General features: G+C 51.6%; 19 protein-coding genes. 7 read left to right on the top strand and 12 right to left on the bottom strand.

What is annotated here, in order from left to right; translation table 11 throughout:
- Positions 1-44 precede the first annotated feature (44 nt).
- From ACQKDS_RS05910 to ACQKDS_RS05870, 9 genes are all read right to left on the bottom strand, one after another.
- Positions 45-1367 (bottom strand): LLM class flavin-dependent oxidoreductase, encoded by a 1323-nt coding sequence (locus ACQKDS_RS05910; protein WP_399667233.1) that lies wholly within the window; start codon positions 1365-1367, stop codon positions 45-47.
- Positions 1360-2586: a nucleotidyltransferase family protein gene (locus ACQKDS_RS05905; protein ID WP_399667231.1), complete on the bottom strand. Its 1227-nt coding sequence runs from the start codon at positions 2584-2586 to the stop codon at positions 1360-1362. The genes ACQKDS_RS05910 and ACQKDS_RS05905 overlap by 8 nt, the downstream gene beginning before the upstream one ends.
- A 14-nt stretch (positions 2587-2600) precedes the next feature.
- Entirely contained in the window at positions 2601-3668 is a 1068-nt protein-coding gene (locus ACQKDS_RS05900) for an aminotransferase class I/II-fold pyridoxal phosphate-dependent enzyme (RefSeq protein WP_399667227.1), read from the bottom strand.
- Complete coding sequence (locus ACQKDS_RS05895; protein WP_399667224.1) at positions 3662-4711, bottom strand: alkaline phosphatase family protein; 1050 nt, start codon at positions 4709-4711, stop codon at positions 3662-3664. The genes ACQKDS_RS05900 and ACQKDS_RS05895 overlap by 7 nt, the downstream gene beginning before the upstream one ends.
- Positions 4708-6855: an FAD/NAD(P)-binding protein gene (locus ACQKDS_RS05890; protein ID WP_399667221.1), complete on the bottom strand. Its 2148-nt coding sequence runs from the start codon at positions 6853-6855 to the stop codon at positions 4708-4710. The genes ACQKDS_RS05895 and ACQKDS_RS05890 overlap by 4 nt, the downstream gene beginning before the upstream one ends.
- 23 nt (positions 6856-6878) lie before the next feature.
- The gene (locus ACQKDS_RS05885; protein WP_399667218.1) at positions 6879-7811 is read right to left on the bottom strand and encodes a putative PEP-binding protein; all 933 of its coding nucleotides are present in this window, start codon (positions 7809-7811) and stop codon (positions 6879-6881) included.
- Positions 7812-7864: 53 nt separating this feature from the next.
- Complete coding sequence (locus ACQKDS_RS05880; RefSeq protein ID WP_399667215.1) at positions 7865-8518, bottom strand: dTMP kinase; 654 nt, start codon at positions 8516-8518, stop codon at positions 7865-7867.
- Positions 8519-8576: 58 nt separating this feature from the next.
- The gene (locus tag ACQKDS_RS05875; RefSeq protein WP_399667212.1) at positions 8577-9845 is read right to left on the bottom strand and encodes a hypothetical protein; all 1269 of its coding nucleotides are present in this window, start codon (positions 9843-9845) and stop codon (positions 8577-8579) included.
- A gap of 208 nt (positions 9846-10053) precedes the next feature.
- Entirely contained in the window at positions 10054-10263 is a 210-nt protein-coding gene (locus tag ACQKDS_RS05870; RefSeq protein WP_399667209.1) for a hypothetical protein, read from the bottom strand.
- Positions 10264-11133: 870 nt separating this feature from the next.
- Between ACQKDS_RS05870 and ACQKDS_RS05865 the strand changes: the two genes are divergently transcribed.
- Genes ACQKDS_RS05865 through ACQKDS_RS05840 form a run of 6 tightly spaced genes read left to right on the top strand, consistent with a single transcriptional unit; the run spans position 11134 to position 16857 of the window.
- Entirely contained in the window at positions 11134-12093 is a 960-nt protein-coding gene (locus ACQKDS_RS05865) for a hypothetical protein (RefSeq protein ID WP_399667206.1), read from the top strand.
- Positions 12078-12416, top strand: coding sequence for a hypothetical protein (locus tag ACQKDS_RS05860; protein ID WP_399667204.1), 339 nt, complete (start codon positions 12078-12080; stop codon positions 12414-12416). Before ACQKDS_RS05865 ends, ACQKDS_RS05860 begins: the two co-directional genes overlap by 16 nt.
- Positions 12413-13585 (top strand): MFS transporter, encoded by a 1173-nt coding sequence (locus tag ACQKDS_RS05855; RefSeq protein ID WP_399667201.1) that lies wholly within the window; start codon positions 12413-12415, stop codon positions 13583-13585. The genes ACQKDS_RS05860 and ACQKDS_RS05855 overlap by 4 nt, the downstream gene beginning before the upstream one ends.
- Positions 13586-13597: 12 nt before the next feature.
- Positions 13598-15232: a M28 family peptidase gene (locus ACQKDS_RS05850; protein ID WP_399667198.1), complete on the top strand. Its 1635-nt coding sequence runs from the start codon at positions 13598-13600 to the stop codon at positions 15230-15232.
- Positions 15222-15431 (top strand): hypothetical protein, encoded by a 210-nt coding sequence (locus tag ACQKDS_RS05845; protein ID WP_399667195.1) that lies wholly within the window; start codon positions 15222-15224, stop codon positions 15429-15431. The genes ACQKDS_RS05850 and ACQKDS_RS05845 overlap by 11 nt, the downstream gene beginning before the upstream one ends.
- Positions 15424-16857: an amidase gene (locus ACQKDS_RS05840; RefSeq protein WP_399667192.1), complete on the top strand. Its 1434-nt coding sequence runs from the start codon at positions 15424-15426 to the stop codon at positions 16855-16857. Before ACQKDS_RS05845 ends, ACQKDS_RS05840 begins: the two co-directional genes overlap by 8 nt.
- On the opposite strand, the gene ACQKDS_RS05835 is transcribed toward ACQKDS_RS05840, so the two are convergent.
- The gene (locus ACQKDS_RS05835) at positions 16845-17897 is read right to left on the bottom strand and encodes a hypothetical protein (protein ID WP_399667189.1); all 1053 of its coding nucleotides are present in this window, start codon (positions 17895-17897) and stop codon (positions 16845-16847) included. The genes ACQKDS_RS05840 and ACQKDS_RS05835 overlap by 13 nt on opposite strands.
- Before the next feature lie 401 nt (positions 17898-18298).
- Between ACQKDS_RS05835 and ACQKDS_RS05830 the strand changes: the two genes are divergently transcribed.
- Entirely contained in the window at positions 18299-18604 is a 306-nt protein-coding gene (locus tag ACQKDS_RS05830; RefSeq protein WP_427622597.1) for a hypothetical protein, read from the top strand.
- 46 nt (positions 18605-18650) lie between these two features.
- On the opposite strand, the gene glmS is transcribed toward ACQKDS_RS05830, so the two are convergent.
- A complete protein-coding gene (glmS, locus tag ACQKDS_RS05825) occupies positions 18651-20480 on the bottom strand; it encodes a glutamine--fructose-6-phosphate transaminase (isomerizing) (protein ID WP_399667184.1) in 1830 nt (609 codons plus the stop codon).
- A 215-nt stretch (positions 20481-20695) separates the two neighbouring features.
- Entirely contained in the window at positions 20696-22066 is a 1371-nt protein-coding gene (glmU, locus tag ACQKDS_RS05820; protein ID WP_399667181.1) for a bifunctional UDP-N-acetylglucosamine diphosphorylase/glucosamine-1-phosphate N-acetyltransferase GlmU, read from the bottom strand.
- Positions 22067-22101 lie beyond the last annotated feature (35 nt).

The following is a 22101-nucleotide window of genomic DNA, read 5'->3' as shown; positions in this document are numbered from 1 at the left end:
CCGCTTTCCTCATCGTTGACCGATTACAGTATAGCCAACGTGCGTCAGACGCAGGGCAACCCAAGATGATCGCGTAACGTTTGCCCTTGATAGTGGTGACGAAACAAACCACGGCGCCGTAATTCAGGCACCACCAAGGTAATAAAGTCAGCCATTCCTCCCGGCAGCCAAGGGGCCATGATATTGAACCCGTCGGTCGCGCCCCCTAGGAACCACTGCTCCATTTCATCGGCCACCTGTTGCGGCGTACCAATCAGTTGCCAATGTCCCCGCGCCCCCGCCACATGGCGATACAGTTGACGAATCGAATAGTTTTCCCGCTGCGCCAGCGCCACCAGCAATTCGCGCCGACTTTGGCTGGCATTGCTTGGCGGAATATCCGGTAAGGGTCCGTCAAGATCGCATTCGGAGAGATCGACACCGCCAAGCTGCACCTGCAATAAAGCCAAGCCAACACGATCGTCGATCAACATCTGCAAACGCTCGAATTTATCCTGTGCTTCCTGCCGCGTATGCCCGACAAATGGAAACACGCCGGTCATAACCAATGGCATACCCGCCGGACGATTGGCTAACGCCGCCCGCCGCCGTATATCCTGATAAAACGCTTTCGCAACGGCAAAGTCATGCTGAGCGGAAAAAATGACTTCACTGGTTCGCGCCGCCAGGTTTCTTCCCGCCTCTGATGCCCCAGCCTGAACCATCACGGGCGCACCACCGGGGCAAGCTGGCACATTGAGCGGCCCTTTGACACTGAAGTGTTCACCTTGGTGATTCAGTACCTGCATTTTCGACGGGTCAAAAAAGCGCCCAGCGGCCTTATCGTAACAAAAAGCATCCGTTTCCCAACTGCGCCACAGCCCAGCAACGACCTCATAAAACTCCTCTGCCCGCTGATAGCGGCGATCGTGTTCTGGATGATGTGCAAGACCGAAATTATTTGCCTCAAACGGATTTTGCGAGGTCACCAGGTTCCATCCCACACGCCCCTGGCTGAGATGCGCTAACGAGGCGAACTGGCGCGCCAACGTATAAGGATGGCTATAGGTCGTAGTCGCAGATGCGATAAGGCCAATACGCTCAGTCACTGCACTCAGTGCGGATAGCAACGTCAGCGGTTCAAATTGCCCAACATAGCGATGTGCGCCCCGGCTCAGCTCATGCCAATCATCCCCTTTCACCGCCATGCTGTCGGCCAGAAACAAGAAATCAAACGCGGCACTTTCCGCCATACGGGCAAATTCGGCGCAATGTTGAAAGTTAATGCCCGCATTGGCTGGCACCTGCGGATGACGCCAAGCAGCAATATGGTAACCGGTCGGATACCAGAACGCCCCCAACTTCATCATGGCTTGTCGTTCATGCATCACGCTTTTCCTCCACTAACCGCTCTGCTGGCGGCATCTTCTGGCGCAGTGCAGCCTGTAACTGTTCCACTTCCTCGTCGCTAAACAAACCACACACACCAAGTAAAAAGGTGCCAGCAGGCGTAGTAAGCAGCAAATAATGACGCTGACGCGTGAGTTTCATTTCGGCAGGGGTATCATCAATTAACAGCGCATTAATCGTCATACCGCGCCGCAGAGCCAGGTTCGTAAACCACGCGCGATCGAGTAGGCTAAGCACATGCAGTCGCCACCCCTCTTTTTCACAAGCGCTATCGAGCCAGTGCCGCCATCGCTGTTGCCAGGTAACAGGCTGCGGCTGCGGGCGCGCAGAGACACGCAAAGTATCGGCAAGCCGTGACAAAACCTCCGGCGGCGTTAACCTATAACGCTTAAATGCAGCTAACAGCTTGTCCACCTGGTCGGCTAACCCTGCATCACCTAACTGCACCCTCAATGCCGCTTCCTGCGAGGGTTCTAATACGGCAAACAGACAGTGGCCGTCGTAGAGATCGCGTAACATACACGCCGGACGCGTCGCCAATTCCATAAAGAAAACCTTCAGCTTCATCACCGTGTCCGGCACGATAAGCGGGATACCGGCAAAATGGCATTCGCAAGCATGGGAAGCGATCGCCTGCCAATCCAGCACATGGTGAGAATCAATCGCAAACTGGCCAATGTGTAATTCCACGCCACCGTCTTCCAAACCACGATCAAAAATAAAGCGGCCCAGGCCACACCATGATCCCTGCGTTGGATGAAGATAGAGGCGCGCTAAAAAGGGTAAGGAAAATCCCCGCTGAAAAAGCTGTCGGGCAAAGCGGCAGAAAGCATCCAGATCTTGCACCACAATATCCAAATCCTTGGCGAAGCGCTCACTGCGCTCTGGGTATAACATTTCATGCCCGAAACCCTTCATCAGCATCGCGCGCATTTCACCGTCATCAAACTGCAATGCCCGACAGGCTGCCAACCAGCTGTGACGCTCACGCTGGTGAGCGTCCAGTATCGCCGCAAAATTGGGCGCCAAAGGTTGTTCGCTGACACGGCGATAAAACGCCACCGCCCGCGGTAGGATCTTGTGTTCAACCGCAGCATGCAGGCAGATCTGCCACTGTTCCTCAGACAGCTTACGGCTCAGTGCCAACGCACGTTGGCTATCAAACAGAAAAGCCGTCAGTACCTCATCACTCTCCATCCTTTCCCCCTGACTTAACGCCGCAGTCGTTGCTCAAAATTCGCCAATCTTTCCGGCAGTAACGGCACACTGAATCGCATCAGGTTGGTTAACGTGTCATCACCTTGCCAGCATCCATGACGCTTGCCTTTAATTCCCTTCTCAGCCAACATCGCGGCCTGCGACTCCGGTAAGAAAACATAAGGCAGTCCGGTACTCGCCTCCGCCATCGATTGTGTGCCAAGCAACGCCACCATGCGCGGTTTATGTGTGCTAATTTGCGCCCGAAGAGCCGCCGTTGAGTCCCCCAGAGACAGAATATCCGCCGCCATGCGCAACGCTAGCGGGGTATTCAACAACGGCGGTATCGCCTGACGGACTCGCGACTGCAGTTCACGAGAACAAAGACAAAACCCTACGCGCAATCCCCCCATCCCCCAGGCTTTGGAAAGGCCGCGCAGCACCATCAGATTCGGCATTTCATGGATCAATGACACGGCACTGTAGGCCGCTGGATAATAATTGGCATTGGACTCATCAATCAGTAACAGCACTCCCCGCTCAGCTAATGCCTGACACAAGGTGCGTAATATCGCCAAATCGCCAAAGCCATCCGCCAGCAACCCAGGGCGCTCCATAAACACCAGTTCAGCACCGCCGGCCAACGCCGCTTCGGCCATCCCCCAAGGGGAGTCGGTATCAAGACGCCATGCTTGACGCCCGGCGTGCTGTAACCACCACGGGTAATCTGGGTAGACATCTCCGGCTATCGCCACCCGTTGTCCGTGTGGTAGATGGGCTAACGCCGCCAATAATGCGATCACGCCAGCGCCGCATGATAGGGAAAAGGCATCGTGCCGCAGGGAAAAGTAGCGGTGCACGGCAGGCCGTAAGACGAGATCGCCCCAAGGATCATCCACCGCATAGCGGTAAGTGTCTGGCAGGCCTTCCCCCATTTCGGTTTGTAAACGCTGCTGAATGACGTCGCTGATAGCAGGCTGAATGAATTCCCGTTCGTCTTGGGTCCAGGCAAGGTTGAGTTGGGTCGCGGAATCATCCAGTGTGGCGATGTTTTGGTATGAATCAATCGCACGAGTCAGCATCTGGCCTCCCAGACGGCATAGGGTACCGTCATTTCCTGCGGCAATAGCGAACCGTGCTCATAGCAGTAAGACTCCGGCGCGATAAAGCGTTCCTCACGCGCGATCAGCAACACATTGCCCATCCGCTCCATCCCACCCTGCGGAAAGAGAGCTTGCCGCGGTAACACATCGACTCCAGCGCCCAGCGCGGCGGTCAACCGCTGGCAAAGCGACATCTGCTTGTCGTCAGCCACGTAAAACCAACGAGTGCGCCCGGCACCGCCCATTTGAGCGCCATACGCCTGCCCAATTTCGCGAACGGTTTTGGCAATTCCCTCATCATGACGCGTGGGCACCAAGCCATGGTCGGCATAAGCAATGACATCGCACCCCTGCTGGCATAAGCGCTGAGCCAAGGACTCCAGCCCGGAAAGAAACTGTTCAACCTGACTGTCATAGCCGTGCTGGTGAATATAGTGATCGATATCGATAAAGCACCATACCAGAGACAGATTATCCGCCCGCGTCTGCGCCTGCGCGATCGCGTCCTCAAGTTGTATCAGTCGTTGTGCCGGCGGAACGGAAAAATGCTGCGTATAAAAGCGACTGTTATCTATATAAGCAGCCCCCGCCAATAATGCCCGCGTCCAGGCTCCGCGAATCGGCAATAAATCGCCGGCAACCGCCTGCGGGAAATAGCCGCATTGAATCGCATCGCTAAACAGATTCTCCGTAGGAATAGTGATTGCCTCGCCCTGATAATCGCACACGTTAATGACAACGGGCTGCGCCGGGTCGGGTCGAAACACCACACCGGGCACACCGTGCTCCTCAACGCGCATCCCGGTTAAGCTACTGAGCCAGCAGGTGGACGAAGTCGAAGGAAAGACCGAACGCCAACACTCCATATGGGCATGATGCCAAAGGCGTTTTGCTAACGTATAAGGGATACCATCAACCGCGAAAATGATTTGGTGATGGCCTTGCCGCTGTTGCATACGGGCACGCATACGGCTGCGAAATTGGCACAGACTATGACGTGAGTCATCACCATAGAAGCTCATACCGGTGAGACCTCTTGCAACGAAACAGGCTGAGCGGCCATCTCGTGCAGGATCTGCGCGGCCCATTGATGCGCTGCGTTCAGCGCCGCACTATTCGCGCCGGGACGGGCAGCGGCATTTTGAAAGAAACGCACGCCCTCAACCGGTGAACCAAGGAAAGTGAGGCGTTCTTCAACCGTTCCGTCCGGTGCCACCGGATGATACGCCGGGTTTAATGCCACCGCGCCGGGCACAAAGGCATCTTGTCCGTTACGATTGCACCAAAGATGAATCAGCCCTGAACGCAGCATTCCGGGATAAAGCGGTTGCCGTTGATAGCGCGCATGGAAGGGATGTAAACGGGCGCAAGCCAAACGCTCAACCGTCATTCGGCGTCCGCCCCCCGTCAGCGTAAAACCTTTACCTGCCCGGTCAGTACGGATGCGCAGACCAGCCGGCGCTACGATCACGCGTCCTTGCCGTATTAACGCCGCCATTTTGTCCATCGCCTCAACGCCTGCTCCATTGGACAAGCGGTTGTAATACGATAACCAATGGGTCGTAAACTCACGCTGCGAAGCCGGATTCAGCCCGGCAAAATCCGTCACGGCAGAGAAAACCGGGCGTAAGTCTCGCCATACGCCGTCACAAGCGGCCTTGAGCGGATTATGCAGGTTGCCTTGACGAGCAGCAGCCAAGTCCTTTTCCAACCAACGCAACACTTGGCGTTTACGCTGACGCGTACCGCGCACGGCCTGACCAGCAAAAGGCTCAAATATCCGCTGCCAATCAAAACGATGATCGACTAACCGTAACGGGTGTAGCCATTTCACCTGTGAAAACGTCAGGTCGCGCAAACGTGCCAGCGCCTGCTGCGGTTCCACGATCTCATCGGTCAGTGTCCGGTAAAAGGCGCTCGCCACTGCCGATAACTGGGGATGGTACGGTGTTTGAGTGGCCAGTAATGCCTCAAGTTCAGCAGTAACCTGCTCAAACTGTTGTTGAAGCGGCTGTAACAGACGGTCAATCACGCCATTATCGTGATGCTGCGCCGCAGGAGAGAGAAAATGTTGATATGCCGGCATCACCGACGCCAAAGCGCGCTGCCCCCAGCCCTCACCCAATAAGGTACAGTAATAAAGCCAGGCCATTTCCAAGACGATCAGCGGGAAAATATCCTGACGAAAATCCAGTTGCTGCTGAAAGACACCATCCGGCGACATCACGCTGTGACCATGATGCACACGCAGTTGCGCCACCGCCCGTTCGCTAAAGAACTGCGGACGGTGAAAATGCTCCGGTAACACCTTGGCATTTATCGGTCTTGTCGAATACATTTTCCCACTCGGGCTCAGCGCCACAATCTGCGCAGGCTCGTGACCACTGGCGTGATAACACAGCGAACCCGCCGCATCAGCGACGAAGCGCCCGCCGCGTCCTTCTGTCAGATACAAGCAGATATCAATCGCCGTCAACCCCATCCCCAAAAGGGCCAAACGGCTGCTGGGGCGCACGGTTCGCGCTGAGAAACGCGCTTCTAACGGATACGCGTAATCAATATAACTGCGGCTGCGGGAAAAACGTGCTTCCATACTGCCGGGACGAGGCCGACAGGGCATGTGCCCGGTGACGAACAGCACATGATTGGCCGCTAAGTCTAGGCCATGCAACGTGAAGAGTTGGAACCCGTTGCTAATACGGCGTACAGAGGTCACCTCATCGTGGTGCGTTAACACCGTGATTCCCGGCAACGCACTGAGCAATGCAGCATACAAATCGAAGCGATCGCGTAAAGCCAAGCCATGCAGATAACGACGTGGCACATCATGGCCAGCGACATCAAAACGCGGATCGCCCGTTTTTAACAAACGCTGCCGACACCACTGGTAAAAGGTTAAACGCAACGACGGCGGCAACAATACGTTTGCCGCCTGCACAGATTCATCTGCTGCAAACGAGATTTGATCGACGCAGCGGTTGAGATAACTGCTGTAGGGCTGTTCATCGCTGTGCGCCTGACCAGCCCCGCTGCGGCCACAGGCCTCAAAGACGTGGATTGTTAACGTTGCCGATACCGGCGTGGTACGCAACAACGCCAACAGGCGCTCCAGAGCATAGACCGATCGTGGGCCACCGCCCACAATCGCAATCACACGGTTTTCCATTACGCCCTCCACGTACGCTGGCATTAGCTTTTCTGCTTTTTGTGCCAGTGCAACCCTTGGATCGTCATTGAATCATCATCATTGGCCACATCCAGCAAGGATTGCGCCCACAGTCGCAACCGCTTACGGTTATCCTGCTTTTTGAAATTCAGCATGAAATCCATATCCTGATACGCTTTGAATTTCTCTCCGAAGAACGTCGGGAATGATGAGTAGTGCACCGTTATGGCGTCCATGCCGGTCTGTTTAGCCAAATCATAAAATTCAGGCTTCATGTAACCGGCGATGCTGATACGGCTATGATTGAGGGTTTCACGCAGCGTTTTTAGCATGCCCAACAGTGCCGGATGATTATGGCGATCGTAACCACTACCGCGACTGGCCCCTGCGATCAGGCTACTGAGATCGTTCATGCCCACCAAAAAATAGTCGATCCCCAGCTTTTCAATATCGCGTGCATGCCAGAAGGCGGCGGGCGTTTCCATCATGCAGGAGATGTTGTTGGGGAAGGCGAAACGTCGCGCATAGCCCATACCGAACTCAATCTCTTCCATCTCACAAACGTAGGGGAAAATGATGTGCAAATTTTTATGCCGCTGCGCCAATTGGGTGACGACATCAAATTCAATCTCAAAGGTGTTGGTCAGCTCCATCGCCCGGCGCATACCGCGCAGGCCGATGGTCGGGAATTCTTCCAATACATATTCATCATAACCTTCTAACATATTGATTTCGTTAGCCGGTGCATCGATAAAACGATACCAGACGTCTTTGTCAGGGAAAACGCGCAACACATTTTCGATGTACTCGGTCATCAATTGGCGTCCGTCCGGGGCGGTGAGATACTTCCCGGCACGGCGAAAAATGTACTCGCCACGTAGCAGACCCACCGCAGAAACCTCTTGATAGATGCGTGGATCGGGTAATTCGCCGCTCAGGGATACTTCAATCTCCATTACTCTCTCCTAAAATTTCACATTAAGGGATTTTTAACGGCTAACCATGTTGCCTACGGTGCCGATACAGCTAAAAATTGTTCGACCCCGGCCTGTAATGCGCGGAAAACCTGCTCTGGGGGCTGGCGGCCATCAACAATATGCCAACCCTGTTCATCGGCATGTCGCAGCAAGGTGCGATAAACTGGGTTCATCTGCGCCAGAAATCGTTCATCACTGCAATCAAGCTGATTACCGCATTCGTAAGGAGCATGGGTGTCGCCATTGTGCCGCCGCCAACCCACGATGGTTTCGGGGTCAACATCAAGAAATAGAGTGAGATCGGGGGTGGGGAAGACTCGCGTCAACTGCGTTAGCCATTGTTCATCCAGGCCCAACGCCATTTCCGTCGCAATATGTTTTTGCCAGCCGCCATCAAGCAACACAATTTCATCCTCCTGCGGAGGGCAATGGCACAGCGAAATAGCAAACAGGTTAAACAGAAATAATGCGCGGCTTTCGCCGCGCATGTCAGGCAAAATTTCGTACATGAGCGTGCGATAATCACAGCCGAAATAACGCGCCTCTGGATAACCGTCAATCTGCACGGCATCGCGCTTGGCTAACGTACGCAACGGCATTCCCAAAGTCTCTTGCAACCAAGGGATCAGCCACTTCATCTGGGTTGATTTTCCGGCGCCGTCGCAACCGAGCAAATTTATCAACATGGCAACCTCGATAACAGGCGTCACACTGCCCGAGCCATCACCAACTCAGGCGTGATCGTTAGTCAGCAGAACGCAATATGGCTTCCGACTGTTCATCCAGGCTCTGTCCACGGGAGTCCTTGAGCATCTTTTGAAACTTATGACGCAGCGCCAGCGGCACCATACGTTCCACATAAAAGCCAAGTTGCTCATCTAGGTGGTATTCCACCGGATCTGTCGCTGCCAGCTGGGACAGCCCGCGCGCCATTTGCTCAGGGAAGCCCGGATAGCTCGATTGCAAGGTATAAATCACGCTGTAATACAGGTTACGCCCCAGAGAGAAGCAGGGATAACGCGCTTCATAATTATCCAAGGAGTATTTCGGGAAACAGCCGTCAATAATACGCTTCGGGCACATCCACAATGGCATCACTAATGTCATGTCGCCTATCTGACGAGCAGGGCAAGAGGCCGGTTTCAACCCGGTTGACAGGCGATAAAGATTCTCACACAGCACATCTTCCAGATTCAGGCCGGTGCTGATATAGGTTGTGCCCAACTCACGCGCGTAACGCGTCAGCGACAGGCGGATTAACAACGTCCCTAAAAACTCGAAGTCATCCCCTTGGAAAGTCCGTTCGAAGCGATCGATTAACCCTTCGCCATCCGAAGGAATACCCAGTAATGATTTCACCTCATCTTCGTCAATGATTTTCAAATCCAGTTGATAGTGGCGACACAGTTCTACTGCTCGCGGCACACCTTTATCCCAGTCAGGAATGCCCATAATGATGACAGGATGCACATTGACATGATCGCGGATCAGACTTAGCCCATGCAGTAACGCATTGCTGTCACCGCCCCCGCTAACGCCTACAACCAAGTCCGCCCCCTGCGGTAAATGTGCTTTAATGGTTTCTGCCACGCGTGCAGCAATAATGTCACGGCATTCTTCCGGCGAAAGTTTTTTCAGGAAGGATTGGGCACTGGCATCACTATTTTGTAGGTTCTGATAAATATATTCTGTTGATTCCGCATTCTGCTCCGCGCTGCTGACAATCTGGAACTTTTCGGGTGAAAATTTGAAAGGGTTAACATTGCGGTTGAAATAAAGCAGGAGTTGGTCGGCGTCAAACTCTCCCATGGTTTTTTCCAGACCGGAGCAGAGATGCATCTGCTCTTCACCTTCTCGCCGCTGGTAAATAGAAACAGCCGACCAAGGCACATTATTCCGGCCTAACACATCTATCAGGCGTTCATCAGGACGACTGGCAAGCAGTTGCCGGCCATGCGCAGTAACAACGGAGATTTCAGGCCCTACAGAATTCAACAACGACTTTGTAGACATATCCTCACCTTATAATTCATCCTGATTTATTAAAATAATGAAAAAAAAGACGATCGTTTCTAAGAGCCTATCCCATCAAATGGCATGATCTTTGCCGACGTTTAGGAATACATATCGCCTAATACGCAGCACAGAAAAGACATAATAGAAATAAAAACAACCTGATGGGATAGGCTCTTAGGCCACTGAAGATACGTGGCCCTATAAATTATTGCGCGCCTGTTTCGCAGCTTGCACCGCAAATAGTTTCAATGCCATGCCGTGATGCTGGAATAAATGCACGCTCTGCACGCATTGATTCCAACTCGTTGACGCTAACATCCGCATATTGTCCATGAGCAGAATGACTCATTAGATCAACGGTTTCATTTTTCAAATTGAAATTACTGCTTGGGTTTTGTTTAAGTGCGTTTTTCATACTCACATCCTCAATAAAGTGGGAATTATCTAAGTATGTTACATGTGCAAAACTTAAATAAAACAAACATGCAACGAAGCCAGTTTTAAAGTACTTTCGCTTTTTGTCAAATCACCAAACATTAAGATTCTCGTTAAAAAACGAAAAGAACACCCCCTCAAAAAAACATAGCTAACATATTGTTATACAAAAATAAAAAAACAATAATAAAATACTATGAATATAAAAAACCTTACTAATCATGGTGATGAATTAAATCCACAAATCCAGACAACAACCGCACCACAAAAAATAAAAAACAATTAAATTTCAATAAATTAAACAAAATCACTTTTGTAAATTTTTTTGTTTTGTTATTCTTAAATTGCATATATTTATATTTTTTATAAAAAACAATTATAAGTAACGTTAAAAAACCTCATATGAATAACAAAAAAATAGTTAGACATTTGAATTATATTCAATAGAAATAATATAAAAAATATTTACATTTATTTTTTTATTCTTATAAAACAATAAATTGAATTTTGATTATTGTTATCAACCTGACTAAACCCGTGATTTTGGTTAATATTTACCCACACCCGCCCCATCAATTTTAGTTAACATTAAATTGACAAAAATTTACATCGTGCTAAGACTTTATTCGTTGCCAATTTTCATTTGATAAGTTGCGCGGCATAACCTGAAATGAAGTTTGTTACTTTTAATGGAGATATCGACATGAAAGCGAAGAAACTGAAGAAAGTACGTCGCATCAATGTAGCTCTGTAATCGGCAAAATAATCAATGGCACAGACAACTGTGCCATTGATATTTTTTACCCTCTTCGATTCACCGCAACTTCTTTTCATTAAAAAGGTACATGCGATGATTTCTTTACCGGATTATGTTCATATCACAGAAAACGAAAATGAACGTACGCTTTCACTTACCGTATTTCTACAAACGCATGAATTATCCTTTGATAACGACGAAAAATATCGTACGGCATTAGATCAACTCAAACAGCTACAGTTGGGTACTCAATCCCCATTACACGATGAAAACCTGTGTGATTATCTGCTGGAGAACAGTTTGGCGTTTGAATATGACGACAGCTCATCCCCGGAAAATGCGCAAGGGAGCAGCGGTAGCGCTTTTTATAATCGTCTTTTCAATCTGGTCAATAATCAATGGCTGTTAGAACGGGGGGAAACTGCACTGGCACAAGCCATGCTGACACCGGAAAAACACCGCGTATTATTGCTGGGCTGGACGCTGGAATATTTTCATGTCACTCGCTTGGCAGTGTCTTCACTGATCGGTTTTCTGGCCGATTCGCTACCACCGGCCTTACAGCGCTTAGCCCAAGAGTTTGTGAAAGAGGAGTTGTTTCACGAACGTATTATGGCGAAAGCATTTTCTGATACGCACTGGCAGGAAAAACAGCTCTACGCCTCGGCTCCGCTGCCATCAACCCAAGCTTATATGGATTTTCTCAAAGATGTCGCACTGCGGCGTCCGCACTCTTTCTTTGCCAGTTTGTTTTTTTATGAAGGGGATGATGGCGATCTGCTCGAGTTCTCTGAACGCATTCCCGACACGCCTGAGTTCCACAAAATTCGCGATAGTCACTTGAGCCATGCACGTATCAACGAGCAAGGGGAACACGCGGATTTCACCCAGCGCTATTTTGCCCAGATACCGTTTTTATCACACCAACAGCAGCAAGACATTATTGACGATATGGCCTATCTCAATTTCCTTTACTACGACATGCAAGAAGAGATCTTTGCCAGCTATCAACAAGAGGATGACTTGGAGAACCGCTTATGTGCCAATCAATGATGTTCAAGCTGGTCAGTCTGGGCGTGGCAATGGGGAACGAAACGCGGGTGGATTTACGCAACCTGTGGAGAAAAATGACGCTATTGCCAGAAATTAGTCATGAACTCAGTCATCCACAGCGGGCGTTGCTCACCCGTGGCCGTATGTTAATGCTGGAAGGCCCAACGCGCTTTCTGGCTTTTTTACAGGTTTGCAGCAAACACCAGCACCCGACTCCGTGGTTGCAGGAACTGATCGCCCTATTGGAACCACAGGATCTACCAGTATACCTGGAAGACCAAACATTTCTACGCCATTTTAACCGGATGGATCCCTCACTATGACACTGCTTTTGTTGATCACCGCGCTCAAAGCGATTGCCGAAAAGATTACCTACTTTGTGTTACCGCTGTGGGCATTCCAACTCACACAATCCAACGATCTCATGAGTCATGTCAGACTCTTCGAGTATCTGCCATTTTTAGTGTTGGGCTTTGTTATTGGTACTTTCGTCGACCGCATCGGCAGCCGAAAAGGCTTCCTCGGCGGCACAATCGGGCAAATTGTAGTGTTGATTTTGCTTGGCTGGAATGGCGTTGATTCACAACGTTTGCTGTTCTTACTGGTCTTCATACTGATGGGCATGACGTATTTCGCCAATAATTCACTTATCGTCCAGTCAAAAATAGCCCTACCGGAAAACAAACTTATCACCTATAACAAATATAATAATATGGTGACTAATGTTTTCGACAGCGCGGGACCAGCGCTGATTGGTGGTATCCTACTGTTACTCACCTATACCCAAACGTTACGCCTGTCCTATGCCTTACTGGTTATCGCTCTACTGATCAGTTTGTTCAGTTTTCGCGCCTCTCCCCCCTCAGAGAAAAAACCGTTTATCCCTGATATTATCTACGGTTTCAAGGCATTATATGCCTTACGTAACTTATGGGTGCTATCTTGGTGGACGGCCTTCGCCAACGCCATTGTCGTGGTATCTGAAATCGCGGTGATGTATTTTGCCAAGTCACATCTTCACTTTTCCGACTTTCAGGTCGGTGTGCTGTTCGCCGCCGGTGGATTCGGCGCCATCGTCGGCTCTTGGTTTTCTGACCGAGTTGAGAAACACGTCGGCGTTATCCGCGTCTTAGTCTATTCCATTCCGCTTATCGGCCTCGTTTATATATTAACGAGCATTCATATCAACGCAGTGACTCTGGCATTACTGCTATTTTGTGAGTCTTTTCTGTTTTCGATCTACATTGTTTGTGTACGTACCTACCGCTTGGTTGTAGCTCCGACCCATGACTTAGGCAAGATTAATGGGATTACCGGCAGTATTTTCAAAATGTTTATTCCCATTTCACTTGCCGCTTATGGCGCCTGGGGCAACACCATCACCACGAACGAACTATTGCGAATTATGGGTGGGCTGTTTCTGGTGGGTTCGATCATGCTGGCAGCCTCCAATTTATTAAAAATGAAAGAAAAGCTTTCAGATAATTATTAGATTGGGGGAAAAATGATCGCGGCCGAATGGGTCAGTTGGGTATTACAACATGGCTGTACTGAACGCCTGATGGCGGTGATCGATACGTTAGCGGAGCACGATCGCTATCAGGCTTCACTAGGCATTGAGCGTGCCGCGACTTACGTCAATCAGGTAGCCCAACAACGTGGGCTGTCCAACGTTGAAACCCATCATTTCACCGCCGATGGCAAGCAACGTTGGTGGCAGTTTCACGCCCCTTTGGCCTGGACGCCTCTGCAAGCCACACTCCAACTTGACACCACAAAGTGGTGCCTAGACCACCACCAGCACGCCTATGCATTAGCGACGTACTCTTGTTCCGCCCATGGTCAATACACTTTGGTGAATACCCATACTTCCCAAATGGCACGTTGCATCGTCGTCATTCCCGCGGAAGATTTTCAAAACGGCAATTGGCCTGCGGTGTTAATACAGGCTGGCGCAGCCGGTTTTGTTACCGATGCCTACGCCCGTTATGACCCTGTTACGTCATCTTCATACCGTGGCCGCCTTGAGTTACCCCCCGGATGCCCGCTCTTCGCCTTCAGCGTCTTACCGGAAGAAATGCAACACCTACTCTCTGCCGCACAACAAGGCGTATCGGCAACGGTAGCTATCTCTCTTGATCGCTCTGCCTCCATGCCCGTCGTCACTGCTTGCCTCCCAGCAGCCCCTTCAACACAAACTCGCGAAATATGGCTAACCGCCCATTTATGTCATTCGCGGGCGGGGGCTAATGACAACGCCTCTGGCGTCAGTGCACTGCTGGAAACCGCAACGCTGTTGATGCAGTTGTTAAAAGAGGGACTTTCGCCATTACGCTACGTATTACGCTTGGTCTGGGGACCTGAGTTTCTTGGTGTTGCCGCCTTACAGCATGCCTTTCAGCACCGGCCTCCCCCGTTGGCAGTGATCAATCTGGATATGGTCGGTGAAGATCAGGCTCTGTGCGCATCACCATTTTGCATTGAACGCCCACCGATCGGTGTGTCTTCCCCTTTGGGGTCGCTGGCTGAAGCATTTGCAGCCGAAGTTTTTACACAAACAGCCAACGCGGGCGGGCGTTGGCTAAGCATGCCATTTCACGGTTTTTCCGATCACGCACTGTTTATGAATTACAGCAGCCCAGAGCAAAACTGCCCTGCGATTCAACTCTGCCATATTAACGATCGCTTTAATCACTGTGCCGCTGATACACGCGATAAAGTGTCACCGCTAGAACTCAAGCGCACGCTGGCTATCGTGGTGCCGTTACTGCTGGCGCTCCAGCACTATGATCCAGAGCAACTCGCCCCACCGCGTCCCCCAGTCCAGAGGCAAGACGGGCCACGCGGTCACTGGCCGGGGCCTTTGAATTTGCGCGGCTTGATCCAAGAACTGCCCGCTTCGCTGCGGCAATCACTTGAAGGCTATCTGGCACAAAATAAACGCTATCTGGCTGCCTTGCATCATTGCGCACTCAACGCCGACGGGCGCAGCTGGCAAGATATTTTCGCCGCCACCAGCCAAGAGTTGGAGATGCCACTCCCTGACGACGTTAAGAGTCTGTTTTATCAAGTGCTGACACATTCACCCTGGTTCAGCATGCCCTCACCAACGGTTCAGGAAACTCCGTATGACAGATGAAGATCGGCAATTTGACGCTTATATGAGCGTACTTGATATACAGGTTCCTTCGGCGTTCCGCGTTGGTGCCGTTCGCTGTACACAAGAAATTCGCCAAGCTGTGGCACTGCTGGCGGTGGTGCAGTCACCTGAAGACGAACCAGCCAATACCTTCTTCGCCAAAAATATTGCTGAATACTACCGAGCACGCCATGGATGAATTATTGCATACTCTGCCATTGACCGAGCTGGCGCTGCGTTTACGCGATGGTCGGCTTACCCCCGGAGTATTAACGGATTATTTTCTGACGCGTATCGCCCATTTCAACCCGCATTTACACGCTTTTATTCATGTTGATGCCGAGCGCGCCCGCCGGGATGCCAAACGAGCCGAAAAGGAGTTGGCGACAGGACAGGATCGTGGGCTGTTACACGGTATCCCCTATGCACTCAAGGATATTTTTGACGTAGCGGGTACAGCAACCACCTGCCATTCAAAAATCATGCAGCATAGTATTGCCCAGCGCAGCAGCACGGTAGAAACACGACTGGCTCAGAGCGGCGGTATCTATCTCGGCAAGTTGGCCACGCACGAGTTCGCATTGGGCGGTCCCAGTTTTGAATTACCGTTTCCACCCGCACGTAATCCTTGGAACCTGGCACATTTTACCGGTGCCTCCTCATCGGGGGCGGGGGCGGCGGTTGCCGCAGGACTTACGCCGATAGCGATGGGGTCAGACACCAGCGGTTCAATTCGCGGACCTGCCTGTTTATGCGGCGTTGTGGGTTTTAAACCCACCTACGGGTTGGTTTCCCGTGCAGGCGTCTTCCCACTCTCTTGGTCGCTGGATCACTGCGGCCCCTTAACGCGCTACGTGATAGACAGTCAATGCGTTATGCAAGCCTTGGCCGGGTACGATAAGCGCGATCCATCCAGCCACCCAACGCCCTATACATTTGATGCGCCGCGACCTCACTGGGCGGCAATGCGCATTGCATGGCCTCGCCATTTACTGACCGAAAACCCGCATACCGATCCCGAACTGATCGCCGCGATGGATCATTGCGTGACACTATTGCGGGAGGCGGGAGCCAGCGTTGAAGAGATTCATTTCCCTGATTTTGCGCTATTCAACGCCTGCGGCCGCATTATTATGGCCGCTGAAGCCTTTGCTATTCACCAGAAAGCGATTCGCCATCGCCCTGAGGCGTTCGGGCGCTATACCTATCAGCGTATTTTACCCGGAGCCACCATCTCCGCAGCGGAACTGCTCGACGCTCAGCGCTTACGTGCGGAGCTGACCGGTCGCCTGAACAGCCAACTCTTCCCCCATTATTCCCTGTTGCTGTTTCCCAGTACGCTGCGTTCAGCGCCCCACTTCAACGAATTTACCCCCGACTGGCCGCCACCAGGTAACGTCGTCCCGACGCAGACCATTCCTTTCAATGTCACGGGTAATCCAGCATTGAATATACCGATAGCTCTATCATCAGAGAGGTTACCGCTGGGGATGCAACTGGTGGGTGGCTTATTTGATGACGCCGCGCTGTTGGCTGCAGGAAAAGCGCTGGAAAGATGGCTTGCCATGCCAGCATTAGATGACATGACAATCCATAATAATATTGCCCTTTTTCAAGAAGCGTAAAGTGAAAAACGCCCTTGGATCCGCATCAACCCCTGCGCTAACACGGTATCTTGCGGTTGGTGTTGCAACAAAAAGTGGGACAGACTGCAAAAATAATGCACATAGGGTACACCGCTCCAGACAAATAACGGTGTTTTCTCCAGCAGCCACTCTGGCTGCTTACGACTACGGTGATAAATAGGGTTAACCTGCACCGCATTGCGAAAAGCCTCGGCGACCCCTTGTTCCGGCGCTAATAAAGGAAACAACGCAAACAGAGACTGTTTAATGGCTTCTATTGACCAAGCGCGAGTATCCAGCCCTGGCGATAAACGTGTACACAGACGCCATTCTTCGTTGAATGCAGGCAACTCGGTATCCCAAAAGGGTAAACCGTAATCGCCGCAAGGATGCGGGCTCAACAGGTGATGGCGGCAATGACCAAGCTCATGGCTTAACTCCAGCGCTTCGCTCACGGTTAGACGCCGCAAATCCTTGGCGTTAAGGGCAATTGACGCCTGTCGCTCCCCCTCTTCCAACGACAAATCGGCGTAGCTGTCATCGTCAGTCACTATCTCAACGGGGTATCCCGCAATCTTCACCGTGGCCGTATTACGTGCACAATCGATACAGACAATATCGAGCGCCTCACACACCGCCGCCAACGTCATCGTTGCTGGAAGCTGCGAAGCTAAAAATTCATAACGGATAAAATGTGGATGCGCCGGATCAAATTGCAGATCGTCCCACGTGATGCTTGCGGCAATGTGCTGCGTCATCGCGATGATGTCCGAAGCCAATCCCTGACGGTCCACCTGTAGGCCGTAATCGGCCAAATGCCGGTGCGCAGCGGCAAAGCAGGCGTCATATTCGCTATACGCCGCGCCGCTGTCCAGCGCCTGAAAATAACGCTCTTCTAGCGGATTTTCCCGCACGTTTGCCATGATATATAACCAAGAAAGACGCTGTGACAACGGAATATCGTTACCAGCGGCCCGCAACGCTGCCTCATCAGACGGCTCAGTTAACAGCAGGGAAATATGCTCGCGATTAATCTCCATCCATAGTGCTCCTACGCAATATCAATAATAGACAGGGGATGTTGACTCGACGACAGGTAAATCACAGAGCCTTAAAAAGCATAGCAACAACAACCCAGATTAGCGGTAAATCATGTAGTTGGAGAAACATCCGCGCACGAGTGGCGCTTTAGCCGTTAGCAAGTCAGGTAAATATCACCCAGCGTCTGATCCTTAAGCGAAACCATCGGATTTGAGACTTGGAATGTTCACCGCCATACGCATCAGTTGAGTCAGTATTGCTGCAGGAGGGAAAATAAGGGGCAATCTAGGAAGTGAAATGTATGAAATATGACATTCAACAATAATCCAGCATAACATGTTGATTACACTATCTTTTGAATGTGACCTATATTAGGTAGTACTAAATGAAAGGAGCTAAAGTGAAAAAAACATTTACCTTATCGGCGCTTGGCCTGTCTCTGCTGGCTTCTACCAACGTAATGGCTGCAGATAGCTTTCCACGTGACATTTTCCCAATCGCCACTAACACCGATCGAATTCTATTCGAAGGTAATAACGGCTACAGAACATCCAAATATACGGTGCGCGATTTAGACGATGTTAGCGCTCAACTACAAAAGCATGAAAGAGCGCTAGAACAGTTGCAACAAGAAAACAGGAATAAGGATCGTCAGATCGACGAGCTAAAACGTTCGCTGCAGGAACTGAGCAGCAGGGTTAAATAACAAAAGAGCCGGCGCTGAGGCCGGCTTCCTAGTATGCTGCGCTCGCTTATTCCACGGTCACCGATTTCGCCAGGTTACGTGGCTGATCCACATCGGTACCTTTGATGAGTGCAACATGGTAAGACAGCAGCTGCAACGGTACGGTGTAGAAGATCGGTGCAACGATCTCTTCCACATGCGGCAGAGGGACGATGGTCATCCCTTCGCTGCTGACAAAGCCAGCGTCCTGATCGGCGAACACGTACAGTTGACCACCGCGTGCGCGCACCTCTTCGATGTTGGATTTGAGTTTTTCCAACAGTTCGTTGTTAGGCGCGACAACAATCACCGGCATATCCGCATCAATCAACGCCAATGGACCATGTTTCAGCTCCCCGGCAGCGTAAGCTTCAGCATGAATGTAAGAGATTTCTTTCAGCTTCAGCGCACCTTCCATCGCGATCGGGTACTGATCGCCACGGCCAAGGAACAGCGCGTGGTGTTTGTCGGAGAAGCCTTCCGCCAGCGCTTCGATGCGCTTATCCAGCGACAACATCTGTTCAATACGGGCTGGTAAGGCTTGCAGCGCATGCACGATGTCATGTTCAACGCTTTCCGCCATGCCTTTCAGACGGCCAAGACGCGCCACCAGCATTAATAATACCGCCAATTGGGTGGTAAATGCCTTGGTTGATGCTACGCCAATTTCGGTGCCCGCTTTCGTCATCAGCGCCATGTCAGATTCACGCACCAGCGACGAACCCGCCACGTTACAGACCGCCAACGACCCCAGATAACCTAACTCTTTTGACAGACGCAACGCCGCCAGCGTATCGGCGGTTTCGCCTGATTGCGACAGTGTAATAATTAAGCTTCCAGGGCGCACCGCAGACTTGCGGTAGCGGAATTCGGAAGCAATCTCAACGTCGCACGGTACGCCAGCCAGTGATTCAAACCAGTAACGCGCCACCATGCCAGAGTGATAAGAGGTGCCACAGGCGATGATTTGCACATGCTGGACTTTCGCCAGCAACGCATCCGCATGCTCGCCCAATTCGCTCAGGTTGATTTGGCCGTGACTGAAGCGCCCTTCCAGCGTGTTTTTCAGCGCTAAAGGCTGCTCAAAGATTTCTTTCTGCATGTAATGGCGGTAAGCGCCTTTATCACCGGCATCATACTGCACCTGAGATTCAATCTCCGGCCGTTCAACCGCATTACCTTGCTTGTCGTAAACGTTGACGGTGCGGCGGGTCATTTCGACCAAATCTCCTTCTTCCAGGAAGATGAAGCGGCGAGTCACCGGCAGCAACGCCAGTTGATCTGAGGCGATAAAGTTTTCACCGACGCCGCGGCCAATCACCAACGGACTGCCTGAGCGCGCCGCCACCAGCACGCTAGGATCGCGGCTATCCATTACCACCGTGCCGTATGCCCCGCGCAGTTGTGGGATGACGCGCTTAACCACATCTAGCAAGCTCCCGCCCTGCTGCTGCTCCCAATGTACCAAGTGAGCAATCACCTCAGTATCGGTTTCAGATGCAAAGCGATAACCGCGTTCAATCAACAGTTCACGCAACGGTTCATGGTTTTCGATAATGCCGTTGTGCACCACGGTAATGTAATCAGAAATATGCGGGTGGGCGTTGGCTTCGGTCGGTTCGCCGTGGGTTGCCCAGCGGGTATGTGCGATGCCGGTTCCACCGTGCAAAGGGTGTTGCTCCGCGGCTTCGGCCAGCTTTTGCACTTTCCCGACGCGACGTAAGCGGTTGACGTTACCTTGTTCGTCAACCACGGCTAAACCGGCTGAGTCGTAACCGCGGTACTCAAGACGGCGTAAACCTTCCAACAGAATCTCTGCAATATCACGTTGCGCTACTGCGCCTACAATTCCACACATCAGTTGTATTCCTAATTAAACGCCTTTCGGGACGTTTTTCGATGTCTCGACCTGATTTTGCCGGTTTTTACCGTGCGTCCCCGAGCCTGTAGAGAATGGGGATTATCCTCTTCATCTTTCGAACTGCTGCCTTGCGGGCGGCAACTCAAAATCTATTGAGGACTTTTATGTTTTGTATTGGGCTCTTGTGCAGAGCCCAACGCAAAACACACTCGTTATTTCTTTTTAACCGGTCGCTGCCAGTCTTGGATGTGAACCTGCTCCACGCGGCTCAATACCAGTTCGTTTTCGGCAATATTCTTGGTTACCGTGGTGCCCGCCGCGATGGTTGCCCCTTTTGCTACGCGAACCGGCGCTATCAATTGGGTATCGGAACCGACAAACACCCCGTCGCCAATAATGGTCTTGTGCTTATTGGCACCGTCGTAATTGCAAGTGATGGTGCCGGCACCAATGTTTACGTCATCGCCAATTTCGGCGTCGCCCAGATAGCTGAGATGCCCCGCTTTGGAGCCCACGCCCAAACGCGCCTTTTTCATTTCTACAAAGTTGCCAACGTGTGCCCCCTGCGCAAGTTCTGCGCCCGGGCGCAGGCGGGCAAACGGCCCAACGGTACACTCAGTATCCAGTACGGCATCTTCCAACACGCTGTATGGGCTGATTTCACAGTCGTCACCGATGACACAGTTTTTCAGCACGCAGCCAGCGCCAATTTTCACCCGATCACCCAGTTTCACCCGGCCTTCAACGATCACATTAGTGTCAATTGATACATCACGGCCATGCGTCAGTTCACCACGCAGATCGAAACGCGCCGGATCGAGTAACATGACACCGGCCAACAGCAGTTTTTCTGCCTGTTCAGCCTGATAGACGCGCTCTAACGTCGCGAGCTGTAGACGGTTATTGACGCCTTCCACTTCACTCAGGCGGGCTGGGTGCACCGTTTCGATTTTTTTGCCCTCAGCATGCGCCAGCGCAATAATATCGGTGATGTAATATTCACCTTGCGCGTTGTCATTGGTTAACTTGCTCAACCAACGCTTCAGATCGCCGCCGTTTGCCACCAAAATGCCGGTATTGATTTCATTGATTTCACGCTGCTGCTCACTGGCATCTTTATGCTCGACAATGCCCACTACCGTACCGTTCTCGCGGACGATGCGCCCATAACCACTTGGATCATCGAGTTTCACCGTCAATAAACCGATGCCGCCCTGCGGTTTGGCTGCCACAAGACGCGTCAGCGTATCCACCGCAATCAGCGGTACGTCGCCATAGAGCATCAGCACATCTTCATCATCGGCAAAATGCGGCGCAGCCTGCTGCATCGCATGGCCGGTTCCCAACTGCTCGGCTTGCAGCACCCAATTCAGTGCGCCGTCAGTCAGCGTATTTTTCAACAGATCGCCGCCGTGACCGTACACCAGATGAAGGTTTTTTGCCCCTAGCTTCATGGCGGCATCGATAACGTGCTGTACCATCGGCTTGCCCGCTAGCGGGTGTAACACCTTGGGAAGATCGGAATACATGCGTGTTCCCTTGCCCGCGGCGAGGATCACCACACTCATTGCGCTGTTCGACATAAGCAACCTGATAACTCCATTTTGATAGACAAAAG

Origin of the sequence: Serratia sp. NPDC078593, assembly GCF_050268245.1 — a bacterium.
GTDB lineage: Bacteria > Pseudomonadota > Gammaproteobacteria > Enterobacterales > Enterobacteriaceae > JBNNGK01.
Note: the sequence above shows the minus strand (reverse complement) of the source record. Positions and strands in the feature narration are given on the sequence as shown.